At 69.3% G+C, this 23,270-nt stretch carries 19 protein-coding genes; 8 read left to right on the forward strand and 11 right to left on the reverse strand.

What is annotated here, in order from left to right; translation table 11 throughout:
* Nucleotides 1–195: 195 nt before the first annotated feature.
* Nucleotides 196–1,440: an ABC transporter substrate-binding protein gene (locus OG990_RS14225; RefSeq protein WP_386992293.1), complete on the reverse strand. Its 1,245-nt coding sequence runs from the start codon at nucleotides 1,438–1,440 to the stop codon at nucleotides 196–198.
* A gap of 793 nt (nucleotides 1,441–2,233) precedes the next feature.
* Nucleotides 2,234–2,998 (reverse strand): FCD domain-containing protein, encoded by a 765-nt coding sequence (locus OG990_RS14230; protein ID WP_328417676.1) that lies wholly within the window; start codon nucleotides 2,996–2,998, stop codon nucleotides 2,234–2,236.
* 186 nt (nucleotides 2,999–3,184) lie between these two features.
* On the opposite strand from OG990_RS14230, the gene OG990_RS14235 reads away from it, so the two are divergent.
* From OG990_RS14235 to OG990_RS14260, 6 genes are all read left to right on the forward strand, one after another.
* Nucleotides 3,185–4,423, forward strand: coding sequence for a sugar ABC transporter substrate-binding protein (locus OG990_RS14235; RefSeq protein WP_355602887.1), 1,239 nt, complete (start codon nucleotides 3,185–3,187; stop codon nucleotides 4,421–4,423).
* A gap of 70 nt (nucleotides 4,424–4,493) precedes the next feature.
* The gene (locus OG990_RS14240; protein ID WP_328417680.1) at nucleotides 4,494–5,441 is read left to right on the forward strand and encodes a sugar ABC transporter permease; all 948 of its coding nucleotides are present in this window, start codon (nucleotides 4,494–4,496) and stop codon (nucleotides 5,439–5,441) included.
* The gene (locus OG990_RS14245; RefSeq protein WP_328417682.1) at nucleotides 5,438–6,253 is read left to right on the forward strand and encodes a carbohydrate ABC transporter permease; all 816 of its coding nucleotides are present in this window, start codon (nucleotides 5,438–5,440) and stop codon (nucleotides 6,251–6,253) included. Before OG990_RS14240 ends, OG990_RS14245 begins: the two co-directional genes overlap by 4 nt.
* Nucleotides 6,254–6,260: 7 nt before the next feature.
* Nucleotides 6,261–7,409: a galactonate dehydratase gene (dgoD, locus tag OG990_RS14250; protein WP_406080866.1), complete on the forward strand. Its 1,149-nt coding sequence runs from the start codon at nucleotides 6,261–6,263 to the stop codon at nucleotides 7,407–7,409.
* Nucleotides 7,410–7,483: 74 nt separating this feature from the next.
* Entirely contained in the window at nucleotides 7,484–8,713 is a 1,230-nt protein-coding gene (gene manD / locus OG990_RS14255) for a D-mannonate dehydratase ManD (RefSeq protein WP_328417686.1), read from the forward strand.
* Nucleotides 8,703–9,266, forward strand: a complete 564-nt coding sequence (locus OG990_RS14260) for a gluconokinase (RefSeq protein WP_328417688.1) — start codon at nucleotides 8,703–8,705, stop codon at nucleotides 9,264–9,266. Before manD ends, OG990_RS14260 begins: the two co-directional genes overlap by 11 nt.
* Nucleotides 9,267–9,303: 37 nt before the next feature.
* Here OG990_RS14260 and OG990_RS14265 read toward each other — a convergent pair whose 3' ends face one another.
* The 3 genes from OG990_RS14265 to OG990_RS14275 all read right to left on the reverse strand — a co-directional run bounded on the left by OG990_RS14265 (nucleotide 9,304) and on the right by OG990_RS14275 (nucleotide 11,084).
* On the reverse strand, nucleotides 9,304–9,771 hold the full coding sequence (locus OG990_RS14265) for a MarR family transcriptional regulator (RefSeq protein WP_406080867.1): 468 nt from the start codon (nucleotides 9,769–9,771) through the stop codon (nucleotides 9,304–9,306).
* Between the two features lie 119 nt (nucleotides 9,772–9,890).
* The gene (locus OG990_RS14270) at nucleotides 9,891–10,013 is read right to left on the reverse strand and encodes a ribosomal protein bL36 (protein ID WP_328417692.1); all 123 of its coding nucleotides are present in this window, start codon (nucleotides 10,011–10,013) and stop codon (nucleotides 9,891–9,893) included.
* Nucleotides 10,014–10,178: 165 nt separating this feature from the next.
* Nucleotides 10,179–11,084 (reverse strand): LysR family transcriptional regulator, encoded by a 906-nt coding sequence (locus tag OG990_RS14275; protein ID WP_406080868.1) that lies wholly within the window; start codon nucleotides 11,082–11,084, stop codon nucleotides 10,179–10,181.
* A gap of 245 nt (nucleotides 11,085–11,329) precedes the next feature.
* Here OG990_RS14275 and OG990_RS14280 point away from each other — a divergent pair, with 245 nt between their 5' ends.
* A complete protein-coding gene (locus tag OG990_RS14280) occupies nucleotides 11,330–12,265 on the forward strand; it encodes an SDR family NAD(P)-dependent oxidoreductase (protein ID WP_406080869.1) in 936 nt (311 codons plus the stop codon).
* 93 nt (nucleotides 12,266–12,358) lie between these two features.
* Here OG990_RS14280 and OG990_RS14285 read toward each other — a convergent pair whose 3' ends face one another.
* Both OG990_RS14285 and OG990_RS14290 read right to left on the reverse strand, forming a co-directional pair.
* On the reverse strand, nucleotides 12,359–15,229 hold the full coding sequence (locus tag OG990_RS14285) for a glycosyl hydrolase (RefSeq protein WP_406080870.1): 2,871 nt from the start codon (nucleotides 15,227–15,229) through the stop codon (nucleotides 12,359–12,361).
* 362 nt (nucleotides 15,230–15,591) lie between these two features.
* Nucleotides 15,592–16,602: an intradiol ring-cleavage dioxygenase gene (locus tag OG990_RS14290; RefSeq protein ID WP_406080872.1), complete on the reverse strand. Its 1,011-nt coding sequence runs from the start codon at nucleotides 16,600–16,602 to the stop codon at nucleotides 15,592–15,594.
* Between the two features lie 225 nt (nucleotides 16,603–16,827).
* On the opposite strand from OG990_RS14290, the gene OG990_RS14295 reads away from it, so the two are divergent.
* Nucleotides 16,828–18,246 carry a WGR domain-containing protein gene (locus OG990_RS14295; protein WP_406080873.1) on the forward strand — a complete coding sequence of 473 codons (1,419 nt, stop codon included), beginning with the start codon at nucleotides 16,828–16,830 and terminating at the stop codon, nucleotides 18,244–18,246.
* Between the two features lie 23 nt (nucleotides 18,247–18,269).
* Here OG990_RS14295 and OG990_RS14300 read toward each other — a convergent pair whose 3' ends face one another.
* The 4 genes from OG990_RS14300 to OG990_RS14315 all read right to left on the reverse strand — a co-directional run bounded on the left by OG990_RS14300 (nucleotide 18,270) and on the right by OG990_RS14315 (nucleotide 23,215).
* Nucleotides 18,270–19,700 carry an FAD-dependent oxidoreductase gene (locus OG990_RS14300; RefSeq protein ID WP_406080874.1) on the reverse strand — a complete coding sequence of 477 codons (1,431 nt, stop codon included), beginning with the start codon at nucleotides 19,698–19,700 and terminating at the stop codon, nucleotides 18,270–18,272.
* Nucleotides 19,701–19,830: 130 nt separating this feature from the next.
* Nucleotides 19,831–20,625, reverse strand: coding sequence for a S1 family peptidase (locus OG990_RS14305; RefSeq protein ID WP_406080875.1), 795 nt, complete (start codon nucleotides 20,623–20,625; stop codon nucleotides 19,831–19,833).
* A 136-nt stretch (nucleotides 20,626–20,761) separates the two neighbouring features.
* Nucleotides 20,762–21,502: an N-acetyltransferase gene (locus tag OG990_RS14310; protein WP_406080876.1), complete on the reverse strand. Its 741-nt coding sequence runs from the start codon at nucleotides 21,500–21,502 to the stop codon at nucleotides 20,762–20,764.
* Nucleotides 21,503–21,673: 171 nt separating this feature from the next.
* Nucleotides 21,674–23,215 carry an LPXTG cell wall anchor domain-containing protein gene (locus OG990_RS14315; RefSeq protein WP_406080877.1) on the reverse strand — a complete coding sequence of 514 codons (1,542 nt, stop codon included), beginning with the start codon at nucleotides 23,213–23,215 and terminating at the stop codon, nucleotides 21,674–21,676.
* Between the last annotated feature and the right edge of the window lie 55 nt (nucleotides 23,216–23,270).

Raw genomic sequence — 23,270 nt, forward strand, 5'->3', positions numbered from 1 at the left:
AAGCAGGGCCTGACGGCCGCGTGGGCGGGCGCGGTCCCGCATCGCCGCACTGGGCGGGCGAGACGGTGCGGTGACTCTCATGGAAACCTCTCGTTCAGTCGCGACGGGCGGTCGTTAACACGTGCGAGTCGTGTCCCGCCGCAGGCGCATGCCGGCCGACAAGGCCGTTGGACGGCACACGCCTGCGGTGAACACCTACTGCTTGAGTACGGCGTTGATCTCGCCGTTGTCCTTCTGCAGGTCGCCGCTACCGTTCAGCACCCGATTACGGACGAGGGTCAGCCAAGGGCTGTTCGGCGCGTTGAACGCCTGCTGGAAGTTCAGCGCGACGGGCGTGTCGCCCTTACCAGCCGCGTCGTTGATGGTGACCAGCCGCGGGTCCTCGGCGGCGTACTTGTTGCTCGCGAGGTCGGCGCGGGAAACCACGTCCTTGTTCTTCGCCAGCACCTCGACCTGGGCGGCCTCGGACATCATCCAGCTGAGGAAGTTCCAGGCCTGCGCCGCCTTCTTCGAGTCCTTCGAGACGCCGATGCCGTCTCCACCGACAAAGGTGGAGCCGCCACCGGTCGGGCCGGGGATAGCGGCGACACCGGCGTCGAACGGGGTCGAGGAGAGCAGCGTCGCCGGGTAGAGCATCAGTCCGACCTTGCCCTCGGTGAATGCGGCAGTCCAGGTCGGACCCGTCTCGCCCGCCGAGGAGGGCAGCACGGCACCGGACTTCCACATGTCATGCCAGGTGCTGTAGACCTTCTGGGCGGTGTCGTCGCCGAGCTTGGATTCGGTGCCGTCCTCGCTCAGCACCTCACCGCCGCCCGCCCAGACGGAGGGGAACCAGGTGAAGACGAGGCAGCCGCCGCAGTTCAGACCGGCCGCCGTGCCGTAGACGCCGGGCTTCTTCATGGCCTGCACCGCCTTGGCGGCGGCGGCGTATTCGTCGAGCGTTGCCGGCGCCTTCTCCGGGTCCAGCCCGGCGTCCTTGAACAGCTGCTTGTTCCAGAACAGCATCGACAGGTCCAGCACGAAGGGTAGGACGTGCTTCTTGCCGTCGAGCGTGCCGGCCGAGAGGTGCCCCTTGTTGATGGAGTCCTTGAAGCTGAGGCCGTCGATGTTCGCGCTGAGATCCTGGAACAGGCCCTGGTTCACCCAGTTCGGCACATAGACGATGTCCGCGGCGAAGAGATCCGGCAGGCCGTCCGATCCTGCCGCCGCGCCGACCTTCGCGACGTAGTCGTCGTTGGGTACGACGGTCAGTTTGACCTTGTTCTGGTGGCTGGAGTTGTACGCCTCGACGAGCAGCTTCGCCTGCTTCTCCAGGGGGGCGCGGGTCCACAGGGTGAGCTCGCTGCCGTCGTCGACGCCGTTGGGTCCGGCCTCGGCCGCGCTCGAGCCGCCCGAGTCGTCGCCGCTGCACGCGGCCATGCCGACAGTCAGCGCCGCCACGAGGACTCCCGCCAGCGAACGAAGGGCAGTGCGTCTGCCCAAGGTTTTTCTCATGATTCCTCTCCTAGGGTTCATCGTTCGGAGGGAGCCGCCAGGCGGTCCCCGCGAGCTGAGGCTCAGACCGGATCATTGGTTCGCTCGGGTTGCTGAGACGGGGCTAGAGCCGCCGGTGGATCCGGTCCGCGTCGCCCGCGTCAGTCGCTTGCGGTGGCGTGCCGTGTTGCCGCCCTATGTGGATCGTCTGCGCCGCGCTGTCGCAGCTGACCGCTCGACGTATTGGGTTGACCCTCGACAACGCTGCTGATCGCACCGCCTCCGTGCGCGGTGCCGCGTACGTCCTCATCGCGCCTCCGCCTCCCGCCGGATCCGGCGCGGCTCGTGCGTCACGTCGTTACCGCCGCGACCGAGGTGGTGGATGTCACTCCGCCGCTAGCGTGTCGCACGAAAACGATTTCGGCAAGATGTCGAAGCAGTAAAAACTGAACGGCCTTCGCCGATGTCCTTGCCGGCCTCAGGACGATGCCTGCGCACTTCGGTTGCCGGAAGCATGGGACCGCAAACGACTGACGGGGCCGCTGAAAAGCTTGCGAAATGGTTTCGGCGGCCCGACGCCGACCACGGCCAGCTGCGCCGAGCGAGGTGCCGCCGGTGTCCCCCGAGTGACTGGCCGGCGGCAGAGAACGGCGTTGCACCTGGCGCGGATAGCACCATCACGGAGACGACGTGGCGAAAGCTCAGCTGGACAGTCGGCGCGCAGGGCGAACCCTGCGCGCAACCAGCGCTGCGACTGTGCTCAGCCCTGACCGGGCTCGCCGGTCTGGTCCCACATCGACTTCATCTCGCCGAACGCCTGCTCCATGATCTGCACCATGGCGGCCCGGGCACGGTCGCCGTCGTGCCGCTGAATCGCCTGCGCCACGTCGGCGTGCAGCTGGAGGGCCTGCTCGTGGGGGTAGTGCGGCATCAGGTCGTAGTGGTGGCGGCCGGTGAGCACCTCCGCCACCAACTCCTGCAGCTTGACGAACATCTCGTTGCCGGAGGCGGCCAGCACCCGCCGGTGGAACTCGATATCGAGCTGGAGGAAGCGCGCCTCGTCCCCGGCCTTCCCGGCGGCCCACATCTTGGCTGCCAACCCGACGAGATCGCTCGCCTCGTCGTGGTCGACCCGGCTGGCGGCCAGCCAGGCGGCGTGCGGTTCGACGGCGGTCCGCAACTCGGTGATCGAGCGCATCTGCGCCATCCGGCCGGCCGAGGCCAGTCGCCAGCGGATCACCTGCGGGTCGAAGACGTTCCAGTCGCGCGCCGGCCGGATCAGCACTCCGACCCGACGCCGGGTCTCGATGAAGCCCATGGAGGCGAGCACCCGCAGGACCTCGCGGACGACCGAGCGGGAAACCCCGTAGCGGTCGACCAGCTCGTCGATGTTCAGGACGGAGCCGGGCGTCACCTGACCACCGCAGATGGCGGTGCCGAGGTGGTCGAGAACTTGCGCGTGCAGCCCGGCCTCGGCAGGGGCCTTCTTCTGGACGGCTGCAACCCCTAATGAGGACGGGTCCACGCCATGAAGCATATCAGTTGAAGATCACCCCTTGAATAAATCCGCTTTATCGGCCTAGCATCCGGACGTTAAGCGGATGTAAACACGAGGTTCCGCCCTACCCCCGGGGCGGCGACCACGACAGAAGGAGAGATGGACGTGCGGCGTCGATCGATATTCGGAACTTCTCTGGCCGTGGTTGCCGCCATGGGCCTGTCGGCATGCGGCGGCGGTGACGACAGCGCCGCGTCGACGACGGTGCGGGTGACCCTGGCGAATCACGTGTGGACGGAGAACATCAAGAAGGCTCTGCCCGAGTTCGAGAAGCAGACCGGCCTGAAGGTCGAGATCACCCAGCTCGGCGAGGACCAGCTCTCCGACCAGTACAACGTCAAGCTGAACGCGGGCTCCAGCGACATCGACGTGATGATGTACCGCCCCCTGCAGGAGGGGAAGCTGTTCGCCAAGAACAAGTACCTCGCCGACCTGTCCGACGAGGTGAAGTCCAACAAGGACTGGGACTTCAGCGACTTCCAGGCCGGCCCGGTGACGGCCACCTCGTACGAGGACAAGGCGGTCGGCGTCCCGATCATCACCGAGCAGGAGGTCCTCTACTACCGCAAGGACCTGCTGGCCAAGGCCGGTCTGACCGCCCCGCCGAAGACCCTCGACGAGCTCAAGACGGCCGCAGCCAAGATCAAGGCCGCTGACCCGGGCATGGCGGGCTTCGTGGCCCGTACCGGCAAGTCGCCGGCGGTCACCCAGTTCTCCAGCTTCCTCTACAGCTTCGGCGGTGACTTCGTCGACAGCAGCGGCAAGGCCACCGTCAATAGCGAGCCGGCCAAGCAGGCGTACGCCTACTACGGCGGGCTCCTCAAGGACCACGGCCCGGCGAACGTCAGCACCGACATGAGCTGGCCCGAGGCGATGGCCATCTTCACCCAGGGCAAGGCGGCGTTCTACACCGAGGCCAACTCGCTCTACAAGAACGCCACCGACCCGGCCAAGTCGAAGGTCTCCGACACCGTCGGCTTCGCGCCCTTCCCGGCCGGTCCCGCCGGTTCGAAGCCGTACAACATCCCCTCCTGGGCGCTGGGCATCAACGACAACTCCGAGAACCAGAGCAACGCCTGGAAGTTCGTCGAGTGGGCGACCAGCAAGGAGCAGACGCTCGCGCAGCAGAAGTCCGGCGTGCCGGGCGCGCGTACCTCGGTCTGGGCCAACCCGGAGGGCACGGCGACGTACCCGAAGGACCTCGTCGAGGCCATCGCGGCCAGCACCAAGGAGGGCGTGGGTCACGACCGCCCGCTGGTCAACAAGGTCGCGCAGGCGCGGGAGATCGTCGGCCAGCCGATCGTCGACGCCATCGCCGGCAAGGACGCGGCGGCTGCGGCCGACACCGCCAACGAGGCGTTCCAGAAGTTCCTGGACGACGAGGCCAAGTAAGCCTGGCGCGGGGGTGGCGGGGCCGACCGGCTCCGCCACCCCCGTCCGGCCCGCCCACCCCGGAGATCTCATGGCAGCAGTGACCACTCCCACCAGACCGCCCCGCCGCGCCACCGAGACGCCGGACACTCCGGCGTGGGCACGCTGGGCCAACGACCACCGCAAGTGGCTCTTCGCGGCGCCGGCCATGGCCTTCGTCGCCGCACTGATCATCTTCCCGCTGGCCTGGACCGGCTATCTCAGCCTCACCGACGCCGAGGGCTCGGTCCGGGCGGAGTCCGAGTTCGTGGGCTTCCAGAACTACGTCGAGGTGCTCTCGGACACCGACCGGTTCTGGCCCGCCGTCGGCCGGACCGCCGGGTTCACCGTCGTGGCGTTGCTGTTCGAGGTGGTCCTCGGCATGGCGGTCGCCTTGCTGCTGTGGCGACCGTTCCGGGGCCAGAAATGGGTCCGGGTCGCCATCCTGATGCCGTTGGTCGCCACCCCGGTCGCGGTCGGCATGATGTGGCGGCTCATCTTCGACCCGAACATCGGTCTGGCGAACCAGGCCCTCGGCTGGATCGGCATCGGACCCCAGCCATGGTTGGCCGGCCAGCACTCGGCGCTGCCCACGACGATCTTCATCGACGTCTGGCAGTGGACCCCGATGGTGGTGCTGATCCTCCTCGCCGGCCTGACCTCGCTCTCCGACGAGCCCCAGGAGGCGGCGCGCATCGACGGCGCCAGCGCCTGGCAGCGGTTCCGGCACGTCACCCTGCCGCTGGTGATGCCGACCGTGGTCGTCGCGATCCTGCTGCGCGGCATCGACGCGCTGAAGACCTTCGACATCCTCTACGCCACGAAGGGTCGCGGCGGCGGCTCATTCCACGAGGTCGAGACGCTCAACGTGTACGCCTACGGCCTGAGCTTCGACTACAACGAGTACGGCATCTCATCGACAGTCCTCATCATCTTCTTCCTGATCATCATCGGGTCGATGTGGGCCCTGACGTCCCGTAGGAAGGAGTCGCAGCGATGAGGTCCAGCCCCGCCTACCGGGTGTTCCGCGTCGTGGCGCTCACCGTCGTGGTGATCGCGCTGCTCGCACCGCTGCTCTGGATGGTCGCCGCGTCGTTCAAGACGAACGTCGACATCTACGACACGGGCAAGGCGCTCGCCTTCTCGCCCACCCTGGACAACTACGCCAACGTCCTGGAGCAGGCCAACTACGTCCAGTTCATCGGCAACAGCCTCTGGGTGGCCTTCGCGGCGACCGCGCTCTCCCTCGTCCTCGGCATCCCCGCGGCCTACTCCATGAGCCGCTTCAACATGAAGAAGTCGGCGCTCGTGGTGCTGATGGCTCGGGTCATCCCCGGCGTCTCCCTGCTGGTCCCCTGGTACTACGTCTTCTCCAACCTGAAGATGGTCGGCGGGTTCAGCGTGCTCGTCCTCAGCCACATGTTCGTGTCGCTGCCGCTGGTGGTCTACATCATGATGGGCTACTTCGACAGCCTGCCCCACGAACTCGAGGAGGCGGCGCTCGTGGACGGGCTGACCCACATCGGCGCGTTCCGCCGGATCACACTGCCGCTGTCGATACCGGGCGTGGCCACTGCCGGCATCCTGTCGTTCATCTTCTCCTGGAACAACTTCATGTTCGCCCTCGTGCTCTCCGGCGCCGACACCAAGACCCTGCCCGTCGCGATCTTCGACTTCGTCGGCTACGCCAGCATCGACTGGGGCGGCCTGATGGCGGCGGCCAGCGTCGTCACCCTGCCGATCATGGTGATCGCCCTGTTCGTGCAGAAGTACGTCGTCTCCGGCCTCACCGCCGGCGCGACGAAGGGCTGAGGACATCGTGACGACAATCGCGCGGGTCGAAACCTTCCTGGTCGCCCCCCGCTGGCTCTTCGTCCGCGTCGAGACCGAATCCGGAATCGTCGGCTGGGGCGAGGCGACCTGCGAGGGCCGATCCGAAACCGTCCGGACCGCCGTCGAGCAGCTCAGCGAGCTCCTGATCGGGCGGGACGCGCTGCGGATCGAGGACCACTGGCAGACCATGACGAAGGGCTCCTTCTACCGGGGCGGCCCGATCCTGGCCAGCGCTGTGTCCGGCCTGGACCAGGCGCTGTGGGACATCGCCGGCAAGCGCTACGGAGCGCCGGTGCACCAACTGCTCGGCGGCCCGGTCCGGGACCGGATCCGGGTCTACGGCTGGGTCGGCGGCGACGAGCCCAACGAGGTCCGCGACCACATCGCCGCGCAGGTGGAGGCCGGGCTGACCGCGGTCAAGATGAACGCCTCCGGGCGGATGAGCCCGATCGCGTCGGTCGCCGAGCTGGACGGAGTGGTCCAGCGGGTCGCCGCCGCCCGGGAGGTGCTGGGCGACGAGCGTGACGTCGCCGTCGACTTCCACGGTCGGTTCACCCTCGCCAACGCCCGCCGCGTCGCCCCGCTGCTCGAGCCGTACCGGCCGCTCTTCCTCGAAGAGCCGGTCGTACCGGAGAACTCCCACCTCATCGGCGACTTCGTGCGGTCCACGACCACGCCCGTCTCGACCGGAGAGCGGCTCTACAGCCGGCAGGAGTTCCTGCCCGTCTTCCAGGCTGGCATCGCGGTCGCCCAGCCGGACCTCTCGCACGCCGGTGGGATTTCCGAGGTACGCCGGATCGCCGCGCTCGCCGAGGTCTACGACGTGCAGCTCGCCCCGCACTGCCCGCTCGGGCCGATCGCCCTCGCGGCGTGCCTGCAGGTCGGCTTCGCAACGCCCAACTACCTGATCCAGGAACAGAGCATCGGCATCCACTACAACCTCGGCGCCGAGGTGCTCGACTACGTCCTGGACACCACGCCGCTGACCTTCGTCGACGGGCACATCGAGCGACTCACCGCCCCCGGGCTCGGCATCGAGATCGACGAGCAGGCGGTACGGGCAGCGGACAAGCGCGGGCACGCCTGGCGCAGCCCCACCTTCCGGCACCCCGACGGCTCCTACGCGGAATGGTGAGCCTGCTCGACGGCCACGGGACCGCAAGCACCATCCGCTAACCCCGCCCAGGCGGCACCTGAGAAAGGCACCACGTGAAGATCGTCGCAGCGGACGTCATCGTCTCCAGCCCTGACCGCAACTTCGTCACCCTGAAGATCACCACAGATGACGGGCTCACCGGCCTGGGCGACGGCACCCTCAACGGGCGCGAACTGTCGGTCGCCTCGTACCTGCGCGATCACGTCGTCCCGCTGCTGATCGGGCGCGATCCGCACCGCATCGAGGACACCTGGCAGTTCTTGTACCGCTCGGCGTACTGGCGGCGCGGGCCGGTCACGATGGCGGCGATCGCGGCCGTGGACGTCGCGCTCTGGGACATCAAGGCCAAGGCCGCCGGCATGCCGCTCTACCAGTTGCTCGGCGGCGCGTCGCGGACCGGCATCATGGCGTACGGCCATGCCTCGGGTCGCGACATCCCGGAGCTGTTCGACTCGATCCGCAACCATCTCGACCTCGGCTTCCGTTCCATCCGGGTCCAGACCTCCGTCCCGGGCATCAACGCCGTCTACGGGGTGGCCGCGCAGCCCAGCGCCGACGGCAAGCGGTACGACTACGAACCGGCGCAGCGCACCCCGCTGCCGGCCGAGGAGGACTGGGACACCCGCGCCTACATGCGTCATCTGCCCGGCGTCTTCGAGGCGGTACGTAACGAGTTCGGGCCCGAGCTTCCGCTGCTGCACGACGGTCACCACCGGATGACGCCGATCCAGGCCGCCCGGCTCGGTAAGGATCTCGAACCGTACGACCTGTTCTGGCTTGAGGACTGCACTCCGGCGGAGAACCAGGAGGCGCTGCGGCTGGTACGCCAGCACACCACCACGCCGCTGGCGATCGGCGAGGTCTTCAACACCGTGTGGGACTACCAGACGCTCATCCGGGAACAGTTGATCGACTATGTCCGGTCCGCCGTGACCCACACCGGGGGCATCACTGCCATGCGCCGACTGCTGGACTTCGCGGCGCAGTACCAGATCAAGTCCGGTATCCACGGCCCGACCGACATCTCTCCCGTCGGCATGGCTGCCGCCCTGCACCTCGACCTGGCCATCCACAACTTCGGCATCCAGGAGTACATGCGGCACGGAGCCCTGACCAACGAGGTCTTCCGGCAGTCCTTCACGTTCGCCGACGGCTACCTCCATCCGGGTGAGCAGCCGGGGCTGGGCGTCGAGCTCGACGAGAAGGCCGCCGACCGGTTCCCGTACGTACCGGCCTACCTCCCGTTCAACCGCCTGAAGGACGGGACCGTCCATGACTGGTGAGCACCGTGCCACTCCCCCTCGCCACGACCCGCCCCGACATGTCGTCGTGATGGGCGTGTCCGGCGCGGGAAAGACGACCGTGGCCAGGGGAATCAGCGACCTGACCGGCCTGACCTTCGCCGAGGCCGACGAGTTCCACTCCGAGGCCAATGTGGCGAGAATGCGCTCGGGCGTACCTCTCGACGACGACGCCCGCTGGCCCTGGCTCCGCTCCCTCGCCGACTGGATGGCCAGCCGGGACGCCGAAGGCGTGTCGACGGTGCTGGCCTGCTCGGCGTTGAAGCGGTCCTACCGGGAGGTGCTCCGGGAAGGACCACCGACCGTGGACTTCCTCCACCTGGACGGGACGGCGGAGATCATCCGGGAGCGGATGTCCCAGCGCGCCGGGCACTACATGCCGGCAAGCCTCCTGGACTCCCAGCTGGCCATCCTGGAACGGTTCGGGCCGGGCGAGCCGGGTCTGGTGCTCGACCTCGCGCTGCCCCCGGCCTCGCTCGTGTCGACCGCAGTCGACCGTCTCGGTCTACTTCGCCGCGACGTGCTCGCCACATAGCGCGACGAACAGCACGGCTCGGGGGCTGTCCAGGCGCTCAGGTCACGGGGCCGTCCGTGTTTCGGATCATCTGCCGGAGCACCTTCAGGGCCGTCACGTAGTCGGTGTCCTCGATGCCCTGGTCGATTCGATCGCGGATCGCCGGAGCGTGCTTCTTGAGGTCGGCACGAGCCTCGTCGCCGTCCTCGGTGATCCACAACCGTCCCTGGTCATCACGGGTGAGCCAAGCCCGCTCCAGCAGAACCTCTGCCTCGGCCTCCAGATCGTCCTCGGGCCTGAGGTAACTGCTCATCGCGAGCTTCAGCTCGGTGATGGTCATGCCGTGGCCGTCCGGCGAGATGTCGTTCTTCGACAGGTTGCGCAGCAGCCAGAACTGGGGCTGGGTGAAGCCGAACTCGGCCTGCCGGGCCCGGGTGAAGGCGATGAGGGCCTCATAGGCCACGCCGGTCCAGTACGCGGCAGGCTGAGCCGCCAGCTCGGCATCGGAAAGGTGCTGCGTCGCCATGCGGAGCCTCCGTTGAAAGATCGCTTGTGGAGCGAATCTAGAACCTCGACTTTGGTTGAGGTCAAGGAGGCACGCAAAGCTGATGGCACGCCGGCCAGCGGTGGTGGGTGAGTCGGCTTTCAGCCCTGTCGGGCCTTCTGGCGCCGGTCGTTCTTGTTGATGACGAAAGTCCTGCCCCGGCGGCGTACCACGATCGAGTTCATCTTGTTCTTCAACCCGCGCAGAGAGTTCCTGACCTTCATCGCAACCACCCTCTCCTGGTCATACCCGCTCCCGCAGGACGATCCGGCACAGCCGTGCCGTTCCACCGTCGCGGCTGCGCTCGCCGCTGACTCGGCGTTGTGCTGCAAAGGTCGCTCCCCGTTCGCGTACCCGACGGGGCGTCGCTCATGCCACGACACTCCGTGTCAGCCGGTCTGGGTCAGGTCGGTCGCTGCCGCGAGTTCGGTGACCACGTCCACGAGCCGGCGCAGGACGGGTGAGGTGTTGCCCGACAACCACACCATCTCGGTGTGCACGAAGGCGCCGGTCAGCGGAACGAACACCACGCCGGTGCGGCGAAGGCTGCGTGCCGAGCGGGCCAGGCGGGTGACTCCCAGCCCGGCGGCGACCAGGCCGAGGAGACTCTGCACGCTGGCTTCCTCCTGGACGACGTTCGGTACGAAGCCCGCTTCCCGGAACTGATAGTCGAAGGTGCGGTGCCAGGGTTCCCAGGAGCTGTGCGGGGTCATCACCCACGGTTCGTCCGCGAGGTCGGAGAGCTTCAGTTCGGTCCGCTCGGCGAGCGGATGGCCCTCGGGCAGTACGGCGCACACCGGTTCGGTCGCCAGAGTCCTGGACTGCAGGCCGGGCACCAGCGGGGGTCGGGTGAAGGCGAGGTCATAGTGTCCGCCGAGGACACCCTGCACCAGGGGCGCGATGCCGGTGGACTCCGTCGTCAGGCGAAGGTCGGGGAGTTGGTGGCGCACGGCCCGGACCACCGGCGGCAGGAGGTGGTTGGCGACGGTGGTCAGGAAGGCCAGGCTGAGGTTTCCCACCTCGCCCCTGCGTGCCCGTCCCACGACGGCGACGGCCTCCTCGGCGCGGTCCGTCACGGCGCGGGCCTCGGGGACGAACAGGGCGCCGATGTCGGTCAGGGTGGTGCCGCGGGTGCCGCGGTCGAACAGCTTCACCCCGAGGGCGCGTTCCAGGGCGGTGATCTGCTGGGACAGCGACTGCTGGGCGATCATCAGGCGGGCGGCGGCCCGCGTGAAGCTCAGTTCCTCTGCGAGGACCAGGAAATACCGCAGTTGCCGCAGCTCAGGGGTGGTCACAGGATCAGACTGTAGCCACGCCAGGAAGCGTGTGTTGGACGCTTCGCGGGCCGCCGCGCAGGATCGTTCCGGGAGCCGCACCGGCGTGCGGACACGGCCCGGGCCGTGCGGACATGACCAGCCGGGCGGCAGGACAGGCCGGAATCGCCGGCCACGGCGAGCGCCGGAACCGGACACACGTGCAGTTGCCGACCCGGTTCGCACCGCCGGACACGCAACGACAAGATCTCGAAGGAAGCCCATTCATGAGTGCAGACCGCGTCACCACACCCTTCAACGCCCGATCCACCGCCAGTGACGTCGTGGCCGGTGTCGACCTCACCGGGCAACGCGCCATCGTCACCGGCGCCTCATCGGGCATCGGCGTCGAGACCGCCCGGGCGCTCGCCGCCGCGGGCGCCGAGGTGACCCTGGCGGTACGGAACGGGGAGGCCGGCGAGCGGACAGCGAAGGACATCCACGCCACCACGGGCCAACTGGTCCGGGTCGTCCCTCTGGACCTGTCCGACCAGGGGTCCGTCGCCGCCTTCGTCACCGCCTGGAAAGACCCCCTGCACATTCTGGTCAACAACGCCGGGGTGTCGGCGACCCCGGAGATGCGGACGCCGGAGGGCTGGGAGCTGCAGTTCGCCACCAACCACCTCGGCCACTTCGCGCTCACCACCGGGCTGCACCGGGCGCTCGCAGCGGCCGGCCGGGCCCGCGTGGTGTCGCTCAGCTCCATCGCACACGTGCAGGCGCCGATCGTCTTCGAGGACATCAACTTCCACGAACGCCCCTATGACCGCCTCCTCGCCTACGGCGAGTCCAAGACGGCCACCGCGCTGTTCGCGGTCGAGGCGAACAGGCGCTGGGCCGGCGACGGCATCACCGTCAACGCGGCCAACCCCGGCGCGGTCACCACCAACCTGGGGCGCCACCTCACCGAGGAGGACTACGCGCAGCTTCCGGAGTACGACTTCAAGAACCCGGAGCAGGGGGCGGCCACCTCGGTGCTGCTCGCAGCCTGGCCGCAGCTGGAGGGCATCGGCGGCCGGTACTTCGAGGACTGCAACCAGGCCGCGCGCCACACCGCCGAGACACCGCTGAGTGGCGTCGCCGACCATGCGATCGACCCCGCGGCGGCGGAGCGACTGTGGGAGGTCTCGCTCGGCCTGCTCGCCGACGCGCAGCGGGGCTGACCGCACCGATCCCCACCACATCCCGGTGGCCCATCCCGTCGCACCACGCCGCCGCCGGCCGTGTCTCGACCGGCGGCGGCGTGGGCGGGTGAATCAGGAGTACGGAAGGCGCAGCACCGACTGGTTGCCGATGCCCAGGGTGCTCGGGTTGTTGCCGATCGCCGACCAGACCTCGACCCGGACCGTGCCGTTGCTCAGCGCGCCCAACGTGCCGGTGGCCGAGGCCAGACCGGCGTTCTGGGTGTAGTGCTCGTAGCCGGAAACCGGGTCGGTGGCGAAGTAACGCGAGGTCTCCACCCTCTCCCAGCTGCCGTTGCCGGTCAGGTCGTAGGAGACCCGCACCTGCACGCCGTTACCGACCGCCGAGCCGGCGTCCAGGAACAGGTCGAACGCGGTCTGCCCTCCGGAGTAGGCGAGGTTGAGGCCGGTCGCGGTGAAGACCTGCGGGTTCGTCGGCGTACCGTCGTGGTTTCCGTTGGCCGCCGCGACCGTGGTGGTGGCGGCGCCGCCAGCGGCGCCCAGCCCGCCGCCCGGCAGCAGGTACCGCGTCGGAGTGCCCGGCGTTGGCGGCGGGGTGGTCGGCGGCGGGGTGGTGGGCGGTGGGGTGGTCGGGGGTACGCCGCCCGCGGCGCTGCCACCACTCCAGGTGTACGCACCGGTGGTGGCCGTCCGCCCGGCCGCTACGGCCAGCGTGGTGCCGTTGGAGAACGTCACCGTGATCGGCGTGGCGGTCGGGTTCGACGCCACGTAGGTGCGCGCCCCGTTGCGCGAGAAGACGGCTGACAGCGGATGGTTGGCGGTCACCGTCGTGTCGACGGTGCCCAGCGCCGCGAGGTTGCGGATCCAGTGGAAGGTGTGTGCGCGGCTCTCCCCCTCCTCGACGGCGTAGCCGGGGTTCGCACGGAGGTTCGCCAGCGCCGTGTCGCCGTCACCGAGGGCCTGGAACTGCCAGAGGATGTCCTGCCACACCGTCGGCTGGCCGCCGTTGTTGCGGACCAGTTCGGCGTAGTTCGTCCGCACGTACGCCGGGTTGTTGCCCAGGTAGAGGTGTCCGCCGGTGACCGGCAGCAGGTTGATGCCCTGGATCATCTCCGGTTCGGCACTGAACCAGGTGGCGTACGCGCCACCGTCGCCCCAGACCATGCCGACCGTCGAGTGCCCGAAGGCGGCGGGGAAGTTCTGGTCGCTGACGTCGAACCAGTACTCCTGGATGGCCGCGGCCTGTGTGGTGTAGAGGAAGATGCCGGCGTCACGGACGGCGGTGTCGCCGGTTGCCTGCCCCCACTGGATCAGGGCGTTGGCGAAGTTCATCCCCTCCGACGAGGACTCCTGGTTGTTGCCGGAGCCGAACGAGCCGTGCCCGGACGCCCAGTCGTGGCCGGCGTAGATGTCGAAGTCGCGCAGGTAGGGGAAGCGGGTGTCGTCGCGGCGGTAGTTGTTGGCGTCCCGAATCAGCAGGTCCACCATGCCGCCGTACCGGCCGGTGGCGGCCCATGCCGGGTCGAACTTGGCCAGCGTCGCGGCGGCCGCGATGAAGTAGCCGTAGTGGAAGTGGTGGTCGTTGAGTTCCTGGTCGGAGCCGTACGACGCCGGGTAGCCGATCAGCGTGCCCCAGTTGGCGTCGTAGTAGAAGACCTTCGCGGCCTTGCCGCTGGAGGCGGTGAACCAGTCGGTGAGCGTGGTGCGGATCGCGTTCAGCGCGCTGTCCCGCGTCGCGGTGTCATTGACCAGGTCGGCCACCTCGGCCAGTCGGGCAGCCCGGCCGAGCCCCTTGCCCGTCCAGTACGTGTCGCCACCGCGCTGGTCCATCGGGTTCGCGCGGGCGGCGGCCAGGTGGCTGTTGAGCGTCGCCAGGTCGGCGCCACTGCCGTCGCCGACGGCCGGCAGTTCCGGCAGGACGCCCTGGAACTTCATCGAGGTGCGGAACTGGTTGACGCCGGTGAGCACCTTCATGCGGCCACGCGCCGACGGGTATGTCGGAGTGATCGGGGTCGAGCCGGCCAGCGACTTCCACTGGTGCGGGTAGAGGCTGACCACGGTCTGCGTGGCGCTCCCCTCCCGGGCGGTCGTGGTGAACGCGTACGTGGTCGTCAGCCCGCTGGTCGCCTGGTCGTAGGCGTACGAGACGGTGGTGCCGGTGACGTGGGCGTGCGCGTACCGGCCGTAGGTCGTCGCCAGGTCGGCGCGCTCCGTGGCGTTCGCCGTGGGCGGCAGGAGGGCGACGGAGAAGTAGCCCCGACCGGCCAGGGTGGAGGAGATTCGGCCGGCGCCGACAGTCCAGCTGGCGCCGCTGGGGGCGTACCCGACGTAGTCGTGGCCGTTGACCCGGAAGCCGATGGTGGCGCCGCTGTTGGACCAGACGTCGGCGGTGCCGGCCGTACTGATCACCGCGTCCCCACCGCTGGTCTGGAAGTACGCGAAGGGCAGGCCGTGGCCGATGGTGGCGCGCATAGTCCGCGCTCCGTCGCTCCAGTGCGGGCTGACCGTCCAGTCGGTCCAGCCGTCGACCTTGACCACGGGCGCGCCGAGCCCGGCCACGCCGACCCGGATGTCCTGGACGTACGGGTAGTGGTACTCCCCGACGCCGGTCGAGGTGCCGCTGATGGCGGGAGTGGAGTTGGCGGAGAAGCCGAGGCCGTCGGTGAAGGTGTCGTACGAGAGCGGGTGGGCGTGCAGGGGCTCGCTGAAGGCGCAGTCGGTGCGCTTCCAGAGCAGCGAGGACCACCAGTCGTTGGTGGGTATCGCACCGGCTGGCGCGTTGGCGGTGGCGAACTGTCGGGGGTTGCTGGACATCGGGCCGCAGCCGGTGGGGAGCGGGCCGACCGGGGTGGTGGTGTAGCTGCCGGCGCCGACGGGGGCAGCCTCCGCGGGGCGGGTGACGGCGACCGCGAGGCCACTGACGGCCAGGACCAGAGCGGTGGTGGCGGCCAGGGCCCATCGGCGGTGTGGGACGGGAGGTTTCATGGTGCCTCCATCGCGCGCCGAAACGCCGGCTTACCGGCCTCGACGCGTTTCGTCGTAATTGAGGAGAAGGTTAGGTGAGAGAGCGCTCTCTCGATCGGCACGGTAATCGAGCACCGAGACCCTCGTCAATGTTTCCAAGGGGTTCCGCGCTGATGTCGGCGATTCGAACACCCGACGAGCGGAGACGTGGCCGTGGGCAAGCCGTTCACGGCAGCACGCCCCACGACGACGGTGGCGGCGGTGCTGCCAGCACCGCCGCCGCCTCAGATCGCCGCATCGCGGGCCGCCCACCCGGACCGCACTCTCACCTCGTGATCACCGTGATCTGCCACCGCGCGAAGGCGGTGCTGGGCGCGCGGATGTCAGCTTGTGCCGCTCGGGCGCGGCTGTCCCGTCGGAGGGGGCCCACCGGGTCCGCCGGGTCCACCGGACATGTCGGGGCGCGGGGGCGCGCCGGACGGGGCGCCGCCACCGGGCATACCGCCGCCGGTCGGGGTGGTGGCCGCGTCGACCCGGACGGCGAGGGACACGGCGTAGCCGTGGCTGACATCACCGGTCACGGTGCCAAGTTGGAGCGCGCCGCCGTCGTCGCCGAAGACGTTGTCGTTCTGCAGGGAGACCTGCGACATGTTCCTGACTGACACCTCGTAACCCTTTTCGGCGTACACCTTGTCGCAGACGTCCTTCGGAAGGGCGACCTGGGAGGTGGCTATCGCCTTCGTGGAGTCGCTGATGCTGGCCTGGTCGGGGTAGACCTCGAAATGGATGTGCGGCCAGCGACCGGTGTAACAGGCCGGGAAGATGCTGGTGAACCGCACCTTCCCTTGCGCGTCGGCGATCTGCACGCCGCGGAGGTAGTTCTGGTCGGTGACGCCCTCGGAATACAGTGAGTAGCGGCCTTCCCGATCACACTGCCAGACGTAGACGGCCGTTCCGGCGAAGGCTCCACCGCCTTTCGCCAGGTCCTGGATGGTCAACTCAAGCGTCATGGGGACACCCTCGGCGGTGCCGCTGGCCCCACCGAAGCTCGACCGGATGTCGCTGCGGACGACGCCGCTCTGCTCCAGAACGTCCGGGCCGTTCGAGCCGTCGCCCGGGTAGGGGCCAGCGGTCTCGTCGGGAATCTCACCGGTCGTGGCGCTCGCGCCCGCCGACGAGGACGTCGATGGTGACGGGCTGCCGCCCGACCCGTTCCCGCATGCCGCCAGGCCGAGAGTGGTCACGCCCAGGCCGACCGCCCGCAGCAACTGCCGGCGGCCCATCAGGGTTCCGATGTCGAAGCCGAGACCCTGGTCGACGACATCCTCCTCGGGCCGCTCCAGCGGGCGGCCCTCGTACATCGGCCCTGGCTGGCGCTGCTGGTCATGCTGCATCAGATACCTCCGGTCGCGGCTCACGGTGTCTCCGCGAGTTCGACGATGGCCGCGGTTCCGGGGAGCCAGCTATGCCGAGGCTAGGAAACTGCTGTGAGGCCGAACCCCGGCCGGTACTCGCCGCCGTCGCCGGCAACTGATCTTGTCGGGGGTGACGGTTAGTGTGTGGGCACTGTCGCCGCGCCGGCCACGTCGGGCCGGTCGCTGACCCCCTCGGAGGCCCCTATGTCCCAGGAGACGACCTACCTCGAACTGTCCGAAGTGGACGGTGCGCACAAGTTCTACGAGGTCGTTGTCGACGACGCCATGCTGACCGTGCGTTACGGCCGGATCGGCGACCAGGGGCAGATCAAGGCAAGCGCCTATCCGGACAACGCCCGGGCCCGGGCGGCCGCGGCGAAGAAGATCGGGGAGAAGGTCCGCAAGGGGTACGCCCCGGCGGTCCCCGGCGTCCGGCAGAGGCGGAGCGTCTCCCGCCGGCAGATCGTCAGCACCCGCTCCACCGCCCACACCGCCCCGGTGCTCTGGCGCTACGACTCCGGCGCCCCCGCCTTCGGCATCTTCGTCGACGATCAGCACTGCATGGTGGGCAACGAGCACGGGGTGATCACCACCCTCGGCCACGACGCCGAGGTCCGCAGCCAGGTCCGCCTCCCCGACGGGGTGAAGTGCATCGTCGCCGACGACGCCTGGATCTACGCCGGCTGCGACGACGGCAACGTCTACGACCTCTCCGGCAAGGTGCCCCGGGTGGCGTACGCGATCGCTCCCGAGATCGACATCTACTGGCTGGACATCCACGACGGCGTGCTGGGCGTCTCGGACGCCGACGGCGGGATCGCCGCCATCGACCACGAGGACGAGTTCCTCTGGCGCCGGCCCGGGCGGGGTCGCTCCGCCTGGATGGTGCGCTGCGACGCCGACGCGCTCTACCACGGCCACTCGCAGGGCGTGACCGGCTACGACTGGCGTACCGGCCGCGAGCTGTGGCACACCACGACCGGCTCCGTGCTCTTCGGGTGGCAGGAGCCCGGCAGCGTGTTCGCCGGGACGGGAACCCGTGAGGTGGTGCGGCTGGCCAAGGACGGTCGGGTCGAGCGCAGCTACCGGTGCGACGCCCCGGTCTTCTCCTGCGCCACCGCGGAGGGCGGCCGGTACGTCTTCGCCGGCGACAGCCAGTCCTCGATCTACTGCTTCGACGCGGCGGGCACCCGACTGTGGAAGCTCGGCACCGGCTGCGGCTCGGCGTACTCCATGCAGTACCGCGACGATCGGCTCTACGTCGTCACCACCGGCGGTCATCTGGCCTGCATCGACGCCAGCGAGCCGGCGATCCGGGCGGCCCAGGTCGGCGACGTGCCGGAGGTGCTGGACGTCAAGGCGCCCCGCCAGGCGCCGCGGACCGTGGAGCCGATGGTGGTCGAGGTGACCAGCGACGCCGGTGCGGGCGTGGTGGTGCAGTGCCTGGACGATCACGGGCGGCTGCGGGTCCAGGTGGTTTCCGACGGCTACCGGCGCGACTGGTCGGTGCAGTTCCCCAAGGGCATCCGCGAGCCGGGTGCCCGCTACCTGGTGACCGAGATCCGCGAGTCCGGCCGCGGCGGGTTCTACCGCGCGTACGGCGACATCCGCCGGCTGCGCTGAGCGAGGCGTCCAGGTTCAGGCGGTCAGTGGCTGTCGGGCGAGGCGGTGGCGGAACGGCTCCGGAACAGGCCGAGTCGGAGCGCCCGGAGCAGGGTGCCGGGCCGGCTCAGCGTCGCCGGGTGGTCGAGCATGGTGGTGACCCGGCTCAGCCGGGCGTTGAGCACCGGATCGGTCAGCGAGGTCCGGAAGAGCAGATCACCGAACCACTTCGTGACCTTGTAGCCGGGCGGGTACGGTCCGTCGACGTGCGGAAGCTCGATGTCGGCGGAGGTGGAGACCTGCCACGCGGCATCGACGATCACGCGGACCTGGTCGAAGTACGCCCGCGCCGGCTCGTCCAGCTCTGGGTTCGACCGCAGGTACGCCGACAGGCAGGAGGCGTGCAACGTCGCGGAGGTCATGCCCTGGCCGTACACCGGATTGAAGGAGGCGACCGCGTCGCCGGCGGCCACCAGGCCGGCGGGCATCCGGTCGAGCTTGTGGAAGTCCCGGCGTCGACTGTCTGCCTGGTGGTACGTGACCACCCCGCCGAGCATCTCGCCATGTTCGGCGATGTCGCCGAACATCCGGGGATAGTGCTCGCGGCAGCGGGCGGTGAAGTCGGCTACGTCGCGGCTGGGCCTGTCCTCGTCGTAGCCGGCCACCAACATGATCCAGCGGTTTCCCTCGACCGAGTTGATCCCGCCGATCCGCGCGGTACGGCCCTTGCCCGCCATGGTGTGGTAGACCACCACCCAGGTATCGCTGACCTTCTCGTCCTGCTTGTAGAGCGCGGTCGCGTAGTTCAGTTTGATCGGCATCCGCTGCATCGGCGGGCGAGGCCACCCGTTGTCCGCCAGCCAGTCGCTCAGCCGGCTGGACCGCCCCATCGCGTCGACCACCAGGTCCGCCGGTTCGACGACCGGCTCCTTGCCGCCCTCCGGCACGTAGGAGGCGCCGGTGGCGCGCCGGTCGGCGAGGACCAGGCCGTCCGCCCGGCCGTACACCATCCGGATGTTCCCGACGGCGAGGGTCCGCCGCCGGATCAGCGCTTCCAGGAACGGTCGCGTCGTGATCAGCGCCGGCCCGGTGCCGGACGGCTCCGGCGGCAGCCCCAGTTCACCGTTCACGAAGATCTTCGCCGTGCCCACGTCGCCTGGCGGCGGCGGGGCGCCGAGCGCGAGCGCCTCGTCGACGATGCCCGGAAACCAGCGTTCCAACTGGATCTGACCGGAGGGCAGCAACGCGTGCACCTGGCTGCCCTGCGGCACACCGGGCCGGGGCTCACCATCCATATCGGAGGGATCCCGCTCGATGATCAGCACTTCCTCGGCGTGGTCGCTCAGCACCCGGGCCGCCATCAGCCCGGCGATGCTGCCGCCGAGTACCACCGCACGCCGCATGACCACTGTGGTCTGAGCGGGACTTTCAGCCGTTGCTATCTCGGCGAAGAGCCGGGACGGGGAGGGTGGCATGCGGTCGCTCCTCAGGTGGTCGGGAAACCTCACCCACGACCGTAACCACGATATCCACCACAGTCATTGCTCCGAGCACACGCGGGCGGCCCGGGCCGTCGCCGGCCGGGCCGCCCGATCGGTCGTACGATCAGCCGCCGAGGCTTGCTGCGGCCGAGGCGATGGTCGAGGCGAAGTAGCTCACCTGGGTGTAGACCCCGGGGTAGTTGGGTCGCGCGCAGCCGTTGCCCCAGCTGACGATGCCGACCTGGATCCAGGCGTTGTTGGCGTCGCGGCGGAACATCGGGCCGCCCGAGTCACCCTGGCAGGTGTCCACGCCACCGCTGGCGTAGCCGGCGCAGATTTCCTGTGCGGGGATGAGATCGCCGCCGTAGTTGGAGTTGCAGACGGAGTCGCTGACGAACGGGACGGTCGCCTTGAGCAGGTACCGCTGCTGCGCCCCACCCTCGCGTGCGGCGCCCCAGCCGGCGACGGTGAAGGTGCCGGTGTCGTAGGCGGTCGTGTTGGCGATCTTCAGCGTGCTCAGCCCGGTGACGGGGGTGGCCAGCCGGATCAGCGCCCAGTCCCTGCCGCTGCCGTTGTAGCCGGGAGCCCGGTAGACGTAGTTCGACCGGACGGTGATCCGGCTGGACGACTGGAGGTCGACCGTCCCGAGCGTCGCGGTGATGCTGGTGTTGGTGCCGGTGGCACCCACGCAGTGCGCCGCGGTGAGCACCAACCGCGCGCTGTACAGGGCCCCACCGCACCCCATCGAGAGCCGCACCATGAACGGGAACTCGCCCTGGGCGGCGCGGGTGCCACCGACAACGTTCGGCGTGATGGGGCTGTCGGCCGCGGCCGCCGGCGCCGCGAGAGCCAGGTTGCCCGCGGTCACCGCGGCCAACACGGTGGCCAACAGGCCAGTGAGGGTACGCCAGCGAACCATGCATTCCTCCGCATCAGGAAGGCACGCCTCGTGAGCGCACCCGATTCGAGATTGCGGTCATCATATTGATATCAATGGATCAGACAGGACATCCCCTCTGGGTCCTACTGCCGACGCTATGGATCGCGGTGACGGGTCAGAGTTGGTGGCGGACCCACACGTTCGGCTCGACGTAGACGCCGTGGTCATGTTCCACGTCGCACCAGACCGGGACGAGCGCACCCGGCACGTGCACCTGGCCGGTGCGGTCGAACGGCAGACCGGTCCACCGCCGCCACTCCTGCAGCGTGCCCGGGATGGTCATCGACCGTGGCGCCACCGACTCGATCCTCCCGCCAGCGCGCACGTGCGTACGCAACCACGGGTCCACCGGCAGGCCGTCGTCGCGGACACGGAAGGCGTACCGCTCCATCGGCTCGTCGGGAACCTCGTGCTTGCCACTGGGGCGTACCGGGGCGACCAGGGTGTGGTAGCCAAGCCGGCGGGTGTTCTCGCGCATCGCGTCGAGCATCCGAGCGGACAGGCCTCGGCCGCGGGCCTCGGGACGGACGCAGATCTCCAGCGCCGACACGGTGTTCGCCGACGTGCCGGCGAGGCGGTTGATCGTCGCCCGCTGCACGATCCGATCCCATCCGCCCGGCGGCAGCCGTTCCTCGGTCCAGGACAGCGGCACGCTGTAGGCACGCGCCACCGCCCGGTCCGGCTCAGCGGGGTCGACGGCGAGGAGAACGAACTCCGGGTACAGCCTGTCGGCCACCGCGTAGTACAGCGATGCCATCGGATCCCAGCTCATGAACTCCGGCCAGGCACCGTCGAAGTCGTCGAGCAGCGGCGCCAGTTCGGGCCGCTGCGCGACCGTCACGATTTCAAGATCCATCCGCGGACCATAGCGGATCGGTCCGCCGGTAGCACCCGGGTTTCCGTCCACCCCTTCCCTTTCGCCAGCTCACGCCGACGACCGCACGGCGGGACCACCCGGTCACCCGCACGCACGACGATGGTGCCCCGCCGACCAGGGTCGGCGGGGCACCGGTGGAGGCGCGGTCGATCAGGCGGCGAAACGGGTGTGCCGACGGCGGGACAGGAGGTAGCCGCCCACGCCAAGGGCGATCAGTAGGCCGCCGAGGCCGGCGATCAGCCCAGTGGAGGCACCGGTGATCGGCAGCGAACCGCCCCCGCCGCCGGCCGGGTTGACCATGATCTTCGCGCTGTCGTTGGCGGGGTTCAGGTCCTTGAGCGGGCCGTCGCCGGAGTAGGTGTACAGCTTCACCGTGCCGGACTGGCTGCCGGGCCGGTCGATCCGCAGTCCGAACTCGAACGTCGCCCGCTCGCCGCGGGCGATCGTGTGGCCGGCCGTGCACTCGTAGTGCCGCGCGCCTGGCTTGCCCGGCAGCCATTCCTCCTCCGTCGGGTCGACGCAGGACTTCGACACGGTGACCGCGGTGACGCCCACGGGAAGGGTCACCATGGTCGCGATGGCGAGCCCCTGCTGGCCGTCGGCTCCGGCGCGCGCGGGGCCGTTGTTGGTGTAGCCGACGGTCATCGGGACGGTGGCGCCGACCGCACCGGTGACGGTGGCGCCCACCGCGGCGGCGTCGGCGCGCTGGTCGCCGGCCACGGTCAGCGTCACCGTGGTGTCGTTGTTGACGGACTCAGTGTCGGTCTGCCCGAGCGAGCGGGCCTGTGCGCCGCTGACCGGCACCAGCTTCAGAGCCGGGTCGGTCCCCTTGGGGCCCAGCGGCCCTTCCGGCCGGTACTGGTTACGGAACTCCGCCCAGTCGGCGGGGGTGAACCAGAAGGCCCAGCTGAGGTGCCGGTTCGGCGCCCAACTGTCGGCAGGGATCGTTCCGCCGAACGTCGGGTCCACGCCGACCGCCGCACCGGGTGCCAGCGAATCGTCGAACGTGCAGGCAAAGCCGCTCATCTCGGTGACGCTGTCGCTGTACTCGCAGTTCTCGTACCGCTTGGACGGCGTGAACCCGTAGGAGCCGAACACGTACAGCACTGCCCCGTTGACGGTCTTGGTACCAGCGTTCGCCACCCTGAGCGGTACGGTGACCGACGAGCCGAGCGTGCCGTCGAGCGACAACTCGGACTCGGTGGCGAGGTCGACGCCCTCGCCGATGGCGACGGTGGAGCGGTAGGTTCCGGTGCCCACGCCGGGCACGGTGACGGTGAACAGCAGTTCGCCTCGCTGACCCACCTCGGCACCCGCGCGAGCCGTCACACGCAGGCTGAGCAGGTCCGTGGAGTCCGGCTTGTCGTCGCCCGTGCAGGTGATGATGGCACCCTCCGTCGTGCAGGCACGTTCGCCTTCCTCCTCGACGTCGGCGAACGCGGCAACCGCACTGCGGTCCACCCGCACCGTGTAGGCGCTGGGACGCCGGCTGCCGACCGGGTTGAGCTCCACCCATTTCTGCGGGCCGTCCGGGGCGACGGTGACACTGTTGGCGTAGATCGCGACGTCAGCGGCCGGTGCCGCGGCAGCAGCAGGTGCCTCGGCAGCAGCGGGGATGCCCGTGGACGCGGTCAGGAGCGCGCCGACGACGGCCAACCCGGCAAGCCAGCGCCGGGCGGGATACGGTTTCATAGCGGGGTTCCTCCGGTTATTGACGGTGGGCAGGCGGAGTTCGGCGCGGGATGAG

It is taken from the genome of Micromonospora sp. NBC_00858, from assembly GCF_045207365.1.
Taxonomy (GTDB): Bacteria; Actinomycetota; Actinomycetes; order Mycobacteriales; family Micromonosporaceae; genus Micromonospora.

Excerpts from the sequence above, each read along its gene's own strand:
- OG990_RS14235 (WP_355602887.1), top strand. The coding sequence starts at position 3,185 with ATGGGCCTGTCGGCATGCGGCGGCGGTGACGACAGCGCCGCGTCGACG.
- OG990_RS14240 (WP_328417680.1), top strand. The coding sequence starts at position 4,494 with ATGGCAGCAGTGACCACTCCCACCAGACCGCCCCGCCGCGCCACCGAG.
- OG990_RS14245 (WP_328417682.1), top strand. The coding sequence starts at position 5,438 with ATGAGGTCCAGCCCCGCCTACCGGGTGTTCCGCGTCGTGGCGCTCACC.
- OG990_RS14260 (WP_328417688.1), top strand. The coding sequence starts at position 8,703 with ATGACTGGTGAGCACCGTGCCACTCCCCCTCGCCACGACCCGCCCCGA.
- OG990_RS14265 (WP_406080867.1), bottom strand. The coding sequence starts at position 9,771 with ATGGCGACGCAGCACCTTTCCGATGCCGAGCTGGCGGCTCAGCCTGCC.
- OG990_RS14270 (WP_328417692.1), bottom strand. The coding sequence starts at position 10,013 with ATGAAGGTCAGGAACTCTCTGCGCGGGTTGAAGAACAAGATGAACTCG.
- OG990_RS14280 (WP_406080869.1), top strand. The coding sequence starts at position 11,330 with ATGAGTGCAGACCGCGTCACCACACCCTTCAACGCCCGATCCACCGCC.
- OG990_RS14285 (WP_406080870.1), bottom strand. The coding sequence starts at position 15,229 with ATGAAACCTCCCGTCCCACACCGCCGATGGGCCCTGGCCGCCACCACC.
- OG990_RS14290 (WP_406080872.1), bottom strand. The coding sequence starts at position 16,602 with ATGCAGCATGACCAGCAGCGCCAGCCAGGGCCGATGTACGAGGGCCGC.
- OG990_RS14295 (WP_406080873.1), top strand. The coding sequence starts at position 16,828 with ATGTCCCAGGAGACGACCTACCTCGAACTGTCCGAAGTGGACGGTGCG.
- OG990_RS14300 (WP_406080874.1), bottom strand. The coding sequence starts at position 19,700 with ATGCCACCCTCCCCGTCCCGGCTCTTCGCCGAGATAGCAACGGCTGAA.
- OG990_RS14305 (WP_406080875.1), bottom strand. The coding sequence starts at position 20,625 with ATGGTTCGCTGGCGTACCCTCACTGGCCTGTTGGCCACCGTGTTGGCC.
- OG990_RS14310 (WP_406080876.1), bottom strand. The coding sequence starts at position 21,502 with ATGGATCTTGAAATCGTGACGGTCGCGCAGCGGCCCGAACTGGCGCCG.
- OG990_RS14315 (WP_406080877.1), bottom strand. The coding sequence starts at position 23,215 with ATGAAACCGTATCCCGCCCGGCGCTGGCTTGCCGGGTTGGCCGTCGTC.